Here is an 11633-nt window from a genome sequence, read left to right as displayed (position 1 = left end):
CCGATTTCGGGGGGATGTTCGGGTACCCGAGGGCGTGAGGAAGGCGTAATGTTCAGGGGCGTCATCAACAGCCACGACGGTCGGAAGTGAGTGACGGAATGGACCGCGGGACAGTCGGTAGCGCGCATCGGGGCCGGCTTCTGGTCGAAGTCCGGGCAGAAGGCCCGAGCGTCGTCGTTACTCCGGCGGGTGAGTTGGATCACCACACCGCCGATTTGTTGCGTGAGCCACTCGAGGCATGCCTCGACGACGGCTTCTCACGCCTGGTCGTCGACTGCTCGCGCCTGGAGTTCATGGACTCCACCGGACTCAATGTCCTACTGGGGGCCCGGCTCAAGGCCGAGGCAGCGGGAGGTGGGGTACATCTGGCGGGGATGCTGCCGGTGGTGGCCAGGGTCTTCGAGATCACCGGGGCCGAGGCGGTCTTCAGTGTCCACGAGACGCTCGCCGACGCGCTGGCCGACTGACCGGGCGGTCCGCTGACGGAGCGTGCTCAAGGGTTACGCGCCGGCTGTCTCTATGTGATCACCGCGTTACGAGTGTCACACGGGTAGCGTCGAATAAGTGGGTGTTCTCACGGTTCGGCCGGGCAGGAGACACCCTGGATACGTCGACAGCGGTCCGCGCACCATCGTTGCCAAATCAACAGCCGGAACGGCCGAGCAGCCGATGACCCCTCTTGGAGCCCTGCTTCTTGTCCAGTTCCTTGTCCAGAGTCCTCTTGTCGGTGAGGTGAAGCGCTGATGAGCACCACCCGGCCTTGCTCGCCGGGCGACCGCGGCCCGGAGCCCGAGGCCGTCCTCGCGGCCGCCCCCGCGGACCAGGCCGTCCCGGCGGCCACGGTCCGTCAGGGTCGCCAGGTCCGCAGGCTGAGCCTGAACGGCGCCAGTGGCATCGTGCCGCTCGCCCGGGACTTCGCGCGCCAGTCGCTGCAGGCGTGGGGCTGGCTGCCCGCGGCGGGCGCCGATCAGCGTGCCGCCGCGGAGGACGTCCTCCTCGTCGTGTCGGAGCTGGTGACCAACGCGTGCCTGCACGCCGAGGGCCCCGACGAGCTCTGGCTCTCCTCCGACAGCAAGGTGCTGCGGATCGAGGTGTCCGACCGCGGCGCCGGTCAGCCCACGCCCCGCACCCCGCACCGCGCCGGCCGTCCCGGCGGACACGGGATGTTCATAGTCCAGCGGCTCTGCCTGGACTGGGGGGTTGCCCGCACCCCGGGGGTGCCGGGCAAGACGGTGTGGGCCGAGCTGAGCGCGCCCGTGTAGGGCCCGCTCAGTTCCCCCTTGGGTTACCCACGGTTCGTACGCGCGCCGGATCATTGAGATCCGGCGCGTTCTTTGTCTTCCCTCGGCAAGGCCCCGGGCGTACCTTGAGCGCCCAATCTGATGTGCCGTCAGTAAATCCGCACCCCGCGGCACGCCACGACCGGCATGAGGGGATCTCGAGGTGTATCACCAGAAACGAAGGGTCGCGCTCGCGCTTGCCACGGCCTTGGCCGGCGGCTCGGCGGTGCTGATGGCCGCCCCCGCCGCGCAGGCCGAGGTCCAGGACGTCAACTACCAGTGCAAGACGCCCATCGGCAACAAGGGCGCGGTCTCGCCGATCGACATCAAGAGCGTGAAGAGCGGCAGCGGCTACAAGCTCACCATGTCCTTCCAGAAGGGCGTCTCCTCCAGCCCCGTGGAACTGGGCAAGGGCGCGATGAAGCCGAGCGCGCTCATCAAACTGGGCGGCGCGGAGAGCGGCACGGTACCGGTGTCCGGAGCGCCCAACGACAAGGCCATCCCCGCCAACACCCCCATCAAGATCAGCGACCTGTCGGGGACGTACACGCCCAAGAAGAGCGGCAAGGTCACCTTCACCGCGGGCGTCCTGACGATCAAGGCGCTGGGCACCACGACGACGTGCACGCCGTCCAACAGCCCCAAGCCCGCCCTCTCGCTCGACGTGAAGGGCTCAGGAGGCGGCTCGGGAGGCGGCACCACGGGCGGCGGCTCCGGAGGCGGAACGACGGACGACGGCGGCTCGGCCAGCGCCCCGTCCGGCGGCGAAGAGCTCCCGCAGACCGGCCCCGCGGACTCCGCCATCGCGCTCGGCACCCTCGGCGGCACGGTGCTGCTCGCGGGCGCGGCGGGCGCGCTCTGGCTGACCCGCAGGAACCAGGCGGCCCGGTCGCGCTAGGCGCGGCGTCGCGGGGACGCGGTGGGCCGCGCGCCCCGTCCGATCCCCGCGCACGACGCGTACGAAACGTGCAAGGCGTACGAAGCGTACGCAGATCCAGGAGCCGCCGATGCCGTCGCTGCTGTCCGTTGCCCGAGCCGTCACCGTGGCCGTGGCCCTATTGGTGACGGGCGTGGCGCCGGCGACCGGGGCGTCCGCCGACGACTCCGGGGCGTGGTCCGTCGCGCCCTCCGCGGGAGGAGGGACGCGGCCGGCCAAGGACGGGCGGCCGTACTTCTACGTGGAGGGCACGCCCGGCTCCGTCCTGGAGGACACGGTGACGGTCACCAATCCCGGGTCCGAGCCGCGCACGGTGGAGCTGAGCGGTGCGGACGCGGACAACACCAAGGGCGGCGCGTACGTCCTGGAGCGGGGTGCACCGAAGGACACCGGTTCCTGGATCACCTTCGCCGAACGCAAGGTGAAGGTGCCGCCGCGCACCCGCGCCGAGGTGCCGTTCAGCGTGAGCATCCCCGAGAGCGCGGTGCCCGGCGACCACCCCGGGGCGGTCGTCGCGCGGGAGGGCGGCCGTGACGCCGGGGTCCGCGTGCACCTGCGGGTGAGCGGTCCGACGCTGGCCGCGCTCACGGTCGAGCGCGTGCGGGCCGAGGGCGGGCGCATCTCGTACGACGTCGTCAACCGCGGCAACACAGTCCTGACCCCCAGGCTCGAGGTCCGCGCGGAGGGCGTGTTCGGACCGCTGCTCGACCGGAAGCCCCGCACGCTCCCCGTGGAACTCCTCCCCGGCCGCAGGGTCACCCTGACGGAACCGTGGAAGGACGCCCCCGCGCTGGACTCCGTCGAGGTCACGCTCACGGTGACGGCATCGGGCGGAGCTCACGGCGAGGCGACGGCATCGGCCCGCTTCGTGCCGTGGGGAGCGGTGGCGGGGGTGGGGGCCGGGGTGCTCGGCCTGGTGGCGGCGGGCGTCTGGTTCGTACGCAGACGCGGCGGGGCGGCCGAGGGGCTTCCACCGGACGAAGAACCCGAACAGGGCGTCACGGAACCGGAGTTGGCGGGAGTGGGGACGGCAGAGGGAGAGCAGCTGTGAACAGCAACCCGTTGTGGGCGGTCAAGCGGTGCGTCGCCGTGACCGCCGTGCTCGCGGCCATGGCTTTTGTGCTGCTCCCGGCGGCGGGGGCCACCGCCGCCGAGAAACCGTCCCTCACCCTCTCCAAGACCGAGGCGGGCAAGGGCGGTGACATCACCGTCAAGGGAAAGGGGTGGCGGCCGAACGCCCTCCTGATGATGCTCGTCTGCGGCCAGTCCACCCCTGCCGACGGCGTGCCCGGCGGCACGAACTCCTGCGCCAACGACAGCGGCCGCGCCGTCACCACGGACGGCAAGGGCGCCTTCAGCAAGAAGCTCCCGGTGGCCGAGCCGCCCAAGCCCTGCCCCTGCGTGGTCCACGTGGCCACGGTCACGGGGGACAAGGCGCAGGCGGATGCCGTCTTCGCGGTCGCCGGGCATCCGGTGAAGCCCCTGCCGAGGCAGCAGGGCGGCGGGAAACTCTCCGTCCTCACCGACACACGGCTCGAGGGGTCGAGCGGCGTCCTGACCTGGTTCGGTGCCCCGCCGTCCCGCACGTTCGTCTTCACCGTGGGCAACGTCGGCTCCGCCCCGGTCAAGGACCCGGTCTTCCAAGTGGGCACCTCGCACGGCGTGTTCGCACCGCAGTGGGAGGAGCAGCAGTGGCGCGGCACCATCGCGCCGGGCAAGAAGGACCAGATCAAGCTGCCCGTCGAGCTGTCGGCCGGGGCGCACGGCGACTACCTCGTCTCACTGAAGTTCGGCGGCAAGGTGCTCGCCGAACAGCCCTGGGGCGTCGGACGCCCGTGGGGCGTCACCGTCTTCTGGATCCTGCTCTGCGTCGTCGTGCCGGCCGCCGTCTTCCGCATCGGCATGGCCGTGGTCGACAGGCTGCGGCCCCACCGCCGCCGCAGCCGCGCCTCCCGTCCCGCGGGGCGCCACCGCACCGGCAGGATCGCCGAACTCACCGACCGCATACCGAAGTTGCGGCTGTCCCAGGGGGCGGTCGCGGCGGACGAGGCGGCCCGTACGCCACGTACGAAGCCGCCCCGCGAGACCGGCGACTCCGGTACGTCCGCCACACCCGGCACGTCCGCCAAGGGCGCGGCCGCGAACACGGGCACCCTCCCGTGGTTCACCCCTGACACAGACCCCGGCTCCGGGACCGCACCCGCAGCCGGACAGCTCTCCGCACCGTCAGAGAACAGCCCGACGACGAAGGGAAACACGTGATCAGCACACGACGGAGAGCGGGCGCGGCCTCGGTCTCGCTGCTGCTCGGCGGGGCGGGCATCCTGCTGGGCGCGGGTCCCGCGCAGGCGGCCGAGGTGGCGTACAAGACGGAGTGCATTCCGCCGTCGATATCGGGGCTGCCGCCGGTGCAGGGCACCACGAAGGTGGAGATCACCGCGCCGGCCACCGCGAAGGTGGGCGATGAGGTCGAGGTCGTATGGAAGACCACGGAGGCCGCGTCCAAGAACCCGGACATCCTCGACCTGGACAAGGACACGGTGAAGCCGAGCGGCACGATCAAGCTGGGCGGTGGCCAGACCGGTGACCTGGCGGTGGCGGGCGAGCGCGTGAACCCGCCGATCAAGAAGAACAGCCCGATGATCCTGTCCGACATGAAGGGCAAGCTGAAGCTGACCAAGGCGGGCGACATCACGCTCACCCCGGGCGCGTACAACATCAACGTCAGCAAGCCGATGTCGACCGACACCAAGTGCACGCCCAAGGAAGAGGTCAAGGCGGGCGCGACCATCAAGGTGACGGAGGGCGGCGGCAGTTCGGGCGGCACGGCTTCCGGGGGCAGCACTTCGGGCGGGTCCACGTCAGGTGGCTCCACGTCCGGCGGCTCCACCTCCGGCGGGTCCACGACCGGTGGTGACACGGGCGGCGGCTCCACCGGTGGCGGTGGCGGCGGGACCGACTTCCCCGGCAAGGAGGTCCAGACCCCCTACAAGTGCAAGACGCCCATCGGCGACAAGGACGCCACGTCCCCCGTCCAGATCAACGCCAAGAAGGACGGCGGGAATTACGGCCTCACCGTCGAGTTCAAGAAGTCCGTCATGGACAGCCCCGCCGACATCCCCGCGGACTCCGTGAAGCCGTCGATGGAGGTCAAGCTGGGCGGCGCGGACAAGGGCACGGTGCACGTCGAGGGCCCCACGAACAAGGAGCCCATCAAGTCGGGCGACCCGATGACCATCCCTGACCTGACCGGCACGTACAAGCCGGGCGCCGACGGCAAGTCGACGCTCTCGCCGGGCGTCCTCACGGTCAAGGCACTCGGTACGACGACGACCTGCACCCCGTCCAAGGCCGAGGTGTCCCTGGAGATCGACACGGCGGCGCAGCCTGGCGGCGCGGCCGGCGGTTCGGGTTCCGCGGGCGGCTCCGACACGGGTGGCTCCGCCGGAGGGTCGTCCTCGACCGGCGGCGGCCTCGCCGAGACCGGTGCGGAGAACGACGGCACCCTGCGCGCGCTCGGCCTCGTCGCCGGCACCGTGATCCTGCTGGGCGGTGCGGTCTTCACGTTCCTCCCCGGGCGGAGGCGCGGCCTGCGCTGACGCGCCCGAAGGGGCGCGGGGAACTGCGCGAGCGGCCCAGGGCGGCCCGCACCCGCCGACCAGCCGCCGTAGGCAGACGCGTCCGCGTCGACCGCAGGCCGCCGTCGGCTGGGCGCGCAGTTCCCCGCGCCCCTATCGGGACGCGTGCTCCCTGAGCCACCTCAGCACGGCCTGTGTGACCGCAGGATCACGCAGTAGCTCACCCCCATGCGCCGTACCCGGCACGATCCGCACCGTGACGTCCCGCATCCCCGCCATCGTCTGCCGGTGCGCGAGGTCCGTGGAGTGTGCGACCGGCACGAAGTCCGCCGCCGAGTGCGTGAGGTACAGGGGCGCGTCGTCCTTGCCGGAGGCGTGCGACTTGGCCACCAGGTCGACCCACTTCTTCCAGCACGGCCCGGAGGCCCGGTCCGGCGCACACCCCGCGAGCAGCTCCGCCGTCCGCCGCAGCTTGCGCTGGGCCGGCGAGGCGGCGCGCATCCCGCCGTCCGTCCAGGCGCGGTAGGGCGAGGCCACCGGCGAGAGCGCCGCCACGGCCCGCACCCGCCCCCGCCCCGCTCCGTAGGCCCCCGCACTGACGGCGAGATGCCCGCCGGCGGAGGAACCGAGGACCACGGGCGCGGCGCCGCCACGCCGCTTCACCCACCGCAGGGCCGCGAGCACGTCGTCGCGCTGCGCGGGCCAGGCGGCGTCGGTGGCGAGCCGGTAGTCCGTGTCGTACACGGTGAACCCGCGCGCCGCGAACCACCGCGCCCGCCCGCTCCAGTCGGTGTCCCGCACCCAGGAGCCGCCGTGCAGGATCATCAGGGCCGGGCGCCCGGACCGGTCGCCGTACACGGTGATCTTCTGCCGGGCGTGTTCCCCGTACGAGAAGGTCCGGACCGGCGACGGCTCGGGCGCCGCCCCGAAGGCGGCACTGGACGACAGCAACGCCCCGCAGAGGGCGAGGGCCGGCAACGTACGACGCATGCGCATGGCCCAGATGCTCCACCGCCCCGCGGGCCCGCACCCGCAGAAACGCCAAAGGCCGCCGCACCGGGTGGTGCGGCGGCCCTCAGTTCGAGTGCGGGGGTGTGCGGATCAGCGCACGTCACCCATGAGCGCGCTCACCTTGTTGCGGGCCATGTAGACCGAGAAGCCGGCGAGCACCGCGGCCGCGGCCTCCAGGGCGACCATGCCCTGGCCGTTGAGGTCCACACCGGCGATGGCGAGCATGCCGGTCACGCTGTCACCCGCGGTGACGGCGAGGAAGAAGACTCCCATCATCTGGGAGGCGTACTTCGCGGGCGCCATCTTCGTGGTCAGCGACAGGCCCACCGGGGACAGGCACAGCTCGGCGACCGTGTGCATCAGGAAGATCAGCACCAGCCACCACATGGTGACCTTCGTGTCGCCGGTGGCCATGCCCATCGGGATGAGGAACACGAAGAACGAGGCGCCGGCCATCACCAGGGCGAAGGAGAACTTCACGATGGTGCTGGGCTCGCGGTTGCTGCGGGCCATCTTGATCCACAGGGCGGCGAAGACCGGGGCGAGCAGCATGATGAAGCCCGGGTTCAGCGACTGGAACAGGGTGTTCGGCATCTCCCAGCCGAAGATGTCCCGGGAGGTGTGGGAGTCACCGAAGAGGGACAGCGTCGACGCGCCCTGGTCGAAGATCATCCAGAAGATCGCGGCGGCCACGAAGAACCAGATGAACGCCGTCATCTTCGTCTGCTCTTCGGTGTTGAGCTCCTTGTCCCGCTTGATCTTGACCAGGACCGCGACGGGGATCAGCAGACCGGCCACGGTGATCGGCAGCAGCGCCCAGTTGAGGGTGAGCCGGTAGACGTCGGTGAAGGCCACGACGAGGTAGAACGCCGCGATGACGGCGACGGCCCCGAGGGTCTTGACGATGACGCCGCGCTTCTCCTCGGCCGACAGCGGGTTCGGGACCAGGCTGCTCTCCGCGGACAGGTGGCGGGAACCGAGCATGAACTGGATCGCGCCGAGCGCCATGCCGACCGCGGCCAGGCCGAAGCCCAGGTGCCAGTTGACCTTCTCGCCGAGGATGCCGATGGCGAAGGGCGCGGCGAAGGCGCCGAGGTTGATGCCCATGTAGAAGATCGTGAAGCCACCGTCGCGGCGGAGGTCCTTCGGGTCGCTGTAGAGCTGGCCGACCATCGTCGAGATGTTGGCCTTCAGCAGACCCGAGCCGACCGCGACCAGGGCGAGACCGACGAAGAACATCGCCGAGCTCGGCAGGGCCAGGCACACGTGACCGGCGACGATCACGATGCTCGCGATGGCCACGGTCTTGCGGGCGCCCCAGACGCGGTCGCCGATCCAGCCTCCGGGCATGGCCATGAGATAGACCATGGCCACGTAGACCGAGTAGATGGCCGTGGCCGTCGCCGCGGTGTAGGCGAGGCCGCCGCCCTGGCTGCCGGTGGCCGCGTCTGCGCCGCCGGAGACCAGGTAGAGCACGAGTAGAGCGCGCATGCCGTAGTAGGAGAACCGCTCCCACATCTCGGTCATGAACAGTGTGGCCAGTCCGCGGGGGTGGCCGAAGAAGGTCTTCTCAGAGCCAGGGGTACCGGCGGAGTCCTTCGTCAGGCTGGACGCCATGGGTCGATCCTCGTGGTTCGGGACGCGCGGCAAGAGCGTGTGCGCGCCCGGTGGGGGGGCGGTCGGCACCGGGGTCGTACCGCCCTCACCCCCACGCCCGGGGAGTGTTCGCGCCCCTTTTCGGGGAAGGCGCAGGACGGCGACTCCGAGATCCACGCCCTGGGCGCATCCTCACGCGCAGGGCCCGACCACAGGTCATTCCTTTCAAGGCTGGCAGAAGCCGGCCCGCACATAAAAGAGACCTAAGGCCGCACAGTGGGCCAAAGGTCCTTGCATAGTGCATCAGGCGTTGGGTCACCATACGCCACGACAGTGCGGCATATGGAAGGACTTGAGAGATGGATCACAGGTTACGGTGGAACCACCAGCCCACATTCCAAGGTGATCCTCAGGATCGCACCCCATAGCCGCAGGGGTCGAGCGACAGCGGTCGATCACCCCACGGCGCTCCTCCGGTGCGGACTACCATCACCCCATGACCCGTGTACTGCTCGCCGAGGACGACGCGTCCATCTCGGAGCCGCTGGCCCGTGCCCTGCGCAGGGAGGGGTACGAGGTCGAAGTGCGCGAGGACGGCCCGACCGCCCTCGACGCCGGGCTGCAGGGCAGCGTCGACCTCGTCGTACTCGACCTGGGGCTGCCCGGGATGGACGGCCTTGAGGTGGCCCGCCGCCTCCGCGCCGGGGGGCACACGGCGCCGATCCTCATCCTGACCGCCCGTGCCGACGAGGTGGACACCGTCGTCGGCCTGGACGCGGGCGCCGACGACTACGTCACCAAGCCCTTCCGCCTCGCCGAACTGCTCGCCCGGGTCCGGGCCCTGCTCCGGCGTGGCGCGGCCGAGCCGCAGCAGGCTCCCGCCACGCACGGCGTGCGGATCGACGTCGAGTCGCACCGCGCCTGGATGGGCGAGGAGGAGCTCCAGCTCACGGCCAAGGAGTTCGACCTGCTCCGGGTGCTCGTCCGCGACGCGGGGCGCGTGGTCACCCGCGACCAGTTGATGCGCGAGGTCTGGGACACCACGTGGTGGTCGTCCACCAAGACCCTGGACATGCACATCTCCTGGCTGCGCAAGAAGCTGGGCGACGACGCGGCGGCCCCGCGGTACATCGCGACGGTGCGGGGCGTCGGCTTCCGCTTCGAGAAGAGCTGATCTCGCCCCTGGGCGCTGGGCAGTGCCCCGTAGGGGCGCGGGGAACTGCGCGAGCAACCCGAAGACACCCGCACCCGCCGTGGAACGTCTGTGGGCGGACGCGTCCGCGGGCGCGTCGTGGCCGGCCGCGCAGTTCCCCGCGCCCCTGACGGGGCTTCGATCGGCGACACTGAGTGAATGCGCCGCCGACTGATCAGCAGCACCCTCGCCGTAGTCCTCGTGGTCATCGCGGTCTTCGGCGTCAGCCTCGTCATCGTCGAGACGAGGACCATCAGCAGCAGCGCCCAGGAGCGAGTGACGAGCGAGGCGTTCCGCCTGGCGAGCGTCGTCGACAGCAGGCTCATCAGCGACGAACGGATCAGCGCCGAGATCCTGCGGGACGTGGCCGCGGTCGACACCGACCGCTACGCCCTCATCGAGATCCCCGGCCGCGCCCCCATCGAGATCGGCTCCCGCCCCACCGGCGACGTCATCCGCGACACGGCCACGGGCGAGGAGGGCGAGAAGGTCACCGTCGAGGAGCCGCGCACCGCGGTCACCCAGGAGGTCGGCCGCACCCTGCTGATCATCGGCGCCGTGGCCCTCCTGGCGATCGTCGCCGCCGTACTCCTCGCCGTACGCCAGGCCAACCGCCTCGCCTCGCCCCTCACCGACCTCGCGGAGACCGCCGAGCGCCTCGGCTCGGGCGACCCGAGGCCCCGCCACAAGCGGTACGGGGTGCCGGAGCTCGACCGCGTCGCGGACGTCCTGGACGGCAGTGCCGAGCGGATCGCCCGGATGCTGACCGCCGAGCGCCGCCTCGCCGCGGATGCCTCGCACCAGCTGCGTACGCCCCTGACGGCCCTCTCCATGCGCCTGGAGGAGATCACCGTCACCGACGACCTGGACACGGTGAAGGAGGAGGCCACGATCGCGCTCGCGCAGGTCGAGCGCCTCACCGACGTCGTCCAGCGGCTGCTCACGAACTCACGCGACCCGCGCACGGGCTCCGCCGTCTCCTTCGACCTGGACGAGGTCATCAAGCAGCAGCTGGAGGAGTGGCGGCCGGCCTACCGCAGCGCGGGCCGCGCCATCGTCAGCTCGGGCAAGCGGCATCTGCGGGCCGTGGGCACCCCGGGGGCCGTCGCACAGGTCCTCGCCGCCCTCATCGAGAACTCGCTCATGCACGGAGGCGGCACCGTGGCCCTGCGGACCCGCGTCACGGGCAACCAGACGGTCATCGAGGTCACCGACGACGGGCCCGGCGTCCCTGCCGATCTCGGCGCGCGGATCTTCGAGCGCACCATCAGCGGCCGCAACTCGACGGGCATCGGCCTCGCGGTCGCCCGGGACCTGGCCGAGGCGGACGGCGGCCGTCTGGAGATGCTGCAGACCAGGCCGCCGGTCTTCGCCCTGTTCCTGTCGCGTACACCGCCGCAGAAGCGCGACCGGTGGCACGAGGAGGAGACCGTGCGCTAGCGCGTGCCTCGCCCGGCCGGGCGCTTCCGGTCGGCCGCCACGGCCGTGGACGCCGTGGGCGCCGTGGAGCCGTCGTCCAGGAACGATTCCGCACGGGCGACGGTCTCCCTTGCGGGCAGCGCCTTGAAGACCCAGGTGCGGTAGGACCAGAAGCGGAAGCAGGTGGCGATGCCGATGCCCACGAACTTGAAGACATTGCGCTGCAACGGGCTGTCCCAGTCGAAGCCGTAGATCGCCGCGTACAGGACGCCGTTCTCGATCACCAGGCCGACCGCGCTGAAGACGAGGAACAGCGTGAGCTCCTTGGTGCGGGAGCTCTTGTCGCGGTCCTTGTACGTGAAGTAGCGGAAGCCCACGTAGTTGAAGGCGATGGCGACGACGGTGGCGATCACGTTCGCCCGCACGGCCTGCAGGTCGGTGGTGTGCCACAGCAGGTTCGAGACGCTGAAGTTCACCAGCGTGCCCAGCGCCCCCACGGCTCCGAACTTGGCCACTTCGCGCGCGAGCTGCTCCAGTCGCACCCGTAGTGCGCCACGTTCCGTCATGGTGGTCGCCCCAACCCCCGTCGTCGATTCGTTCGGTCTCGTCCTCGTCGACGT

At 70.9% G+C, this 11633-nt stretch carries 11 protein-coding genes; 8 read left to right on the top strand and 3 right to left on the bottom strand.

Annotated elements, in window-relative coordinates; translation table 11 throughout:
• Window positions 1-98: 98 nt before the first annotated feature.
• The 6 genes from ACWGIH_RS36050 (at window position 99) to ACWGIH_RS36025 (ending at window position 5816) form a co-directional block, all read left to right on the top strand.
• Window positions 99-467 (top strand): STAS domain-containing protein, encoded by a 369-nt coding sequence (locus ACWGIH_RS36050; protein WP_451221278.1) that lies wholly within the window; start codon window positions 99-101, stop codon window positions 465-467.
• Window positions 468-743: 276 nt separating this feature from the next.
• A complete protein-coding gene (locus ACWGIH_RS36045) occupies window positions 744-1262 on the top strand; it encodes an ATP-binding protein (protein WP_453449089.1) in 519 nt (172 codons plus the stop codon).
• 181 nt (window positions 1263-1443) lie between these two features.
• Window positions 1444-2178: an LPXTG cell wall anchor domain-containing protein gene (locus ACWGIH_RS36040; protein ID WP_453449090.1), complete on the top strand. Its 735-nt coding sequence runs from the start codon at window positions 1444-1446 to the stop codon at window positions 2176-2178.
• Between the two features lie 109 nt (window positions 2179-2287).
• Window positions 2288-3268, top strand: coding sequence for a COG1470 family protein (locus ACWGIH_RS36035; RefSeq protein ID WP_453449091.1), 981 nt, complete (start codon window positions 2288-2290; stop codon window positions 3266-3268).
• Window positions 3269-3327: 59 nt separating this feature from the next.
• Window positions 3328-4479, top strand: coding sequence for a hypothetical protein (locus ACWGIH_RS36030; protein WP_453449137.1), 1152 nt, complete (start codon window positions 3328-3330; stop codon window positions 4477-4479).
• On the top strand, window positions 4479-5816 hold the full coding sequence (locus tag ACWGIH_RS36025; RefSeq protein ID WP_453449138.1) for a hypothetical protein: 1338 nt from the start codon (window positions 4479-4481) through the stop codon (window positions 5814-5816). Before ACWGIH_RS36030 ends, ACWGIH_RS36025 begins: the two co-directional genes overlap by 1 nt.
• 132 nt (window positions 5817-5948) lie before the next feature.
• On the opposite strand, the gene ACWGIH_RS36020 is transcribed toward ACWGIH_RS36025, so the two are convergent.
• Together ACWGIH_RS36020 and ACWGIH_RS36015 are read right to left on the bottom strand one after the other, a co-directional pair.
• On the bottom strand, window positions 5949-6791 hold the full coding sequence (locus ACWGIH_RS36020; protein WP_453449092.1) for an alpha/beta hydrolase: 843 nt from the start codon (window positions 6789-6791) through the stop codon (window positions 5949-5951).
• Window positions 6792-6896: 105 nt separating this feature from the next.
• On the bottom strand, window positions 6897-8423 hold the full coding sequence (locus ACWGIH_RS36015; RefSeq protein ID WP_453449093.1) for a peptide MFS transporter: 1527 nt from the start codon (window positions 8421-8423) through the stop codon (window positions 6897-6899).
• Between the two features lie 475 nt (window positions 8424-8898).
• On the opposite strand from ACWGIH_RS36015, the gene ACWGIH_RS36010 reads away from it, so the two are divergent.
• A complete protein-coding gene (locus tag ACWGIH_RS36010) occupies window positions 8899-9576 on the top strand; it encodes a response regulator transcription factor (RefSeq protein ID WP_453449094.1) in 678 nt (225 codons plus the stop codon).
• Between the two features lie 177 nt (window positions 9577-9753).
• Window positions 9754-11034 (top strand): ATP-binding protein, encoded by a 1281-nt coding sequence (locus ACWGIH_RS36005; protein ID WP_453449095.1) that lies wholly within the window; start codon window positions 9754-9756, stop codon window positions 11032-11034.
• Here the strand turns inward: ACWGIH_RS36005 and ACWGIH_RS36000 are convergent.
• Window positions 11031-11579, bottom strand: coding sequence for a GtrA family protein (locus ACWGIH_RS36000; protein ID WP_453449096.1), 549 nt, complete (start codon window positions 11577-11579; stop codon window positions 11031-11033). The two genes, ACWGIH_RS36005 and ACWGIH_RS36000, sit on opposite strands and share 4 nt — an antisense overlap.
• Window positions 11580-11633: the final 54 nt, after the last annotated feature.

The sequence above is a fragment of the Streptomyces sp. NPDC054872 genome, assembly GCF_053610705.1.
This window is presented reverse-complemented; position numbering and strand designations above follow the sequence as displayed.

What these genes read in the sequence shown, in the direction of transcription:
- ACWGIH_RS36015 (WP_453449093.1), bottom strand. Translation starts at nt 8,423, where the DNA reads ATGGCGTCCAGCCTGACGAAGGACTCCGCCGGTACCCCTGGCTCTGAG.
- ACWGIH_RS36045 (WP_453449089.1), top strand. Translation starts at nt 744, where the DNA reads ATGAGCACCACCCGGCCTTGCTCGCCGGGCGACCGCGGCCCGGAGCCC.
- ACWGIH_RS36000 (WP_453449096.1), bottom strand. Translation starts at nt 11,579, where the DNA reads ATGACGGAACGTGGCGCACTACGGGTGCGACTGGAGCAGCTCGCGCGC.
- ACWGIH_RS36035 (WP_453449091.1), top strand. Translation starts at nt 2,288, where the DNA reads ATGCCGTCGCTGCTGTCCGTTGCCCGAGCCGTCACCGTGGCCGTGGCC.
- ACWGIH_RS36020 (WP_453449092.1), bottom strand. Translation starts at nt 6,791, where the DNA reads ATGCGCATGCGTCGTACGTTGCCGGCCCTCGCCCTCTGCGGGGCGTTG.
- ACWGIH_RS36050 (WP_451221278.1), top strand. Translation starts at nt 99, where the DNA reads ATGGACCGCGGGACAGTCGGTAGCGCGCATCGGGGCCGGCTTCTGGTC.
- ACWGIH_RS36010 (WP_453449094.1), top strand. Translation starts at nt 8,899, where the DNA reads ATGACCCGTGTACTGCTCGCCGAGGACGACGCGTCCATCTCGGAGCCG.
- ACWGIH_RS36030 (WP_453449137.1), top strand. Translation starts at nt 3,328, where the DNA reads ATGGCTTTTGTGCTGCTCCCGGCGGCGGGGGCCACCGCCGCCGAGAAA.
- ACWGIH_RS36005 (WP_453449095.1), top strand. Translation starts at nt 9,754, where the DNA reads ATGCGCCGCCGACTGATCAGCAGCACCCTCGCCGTAGTCCTCGTGGTC.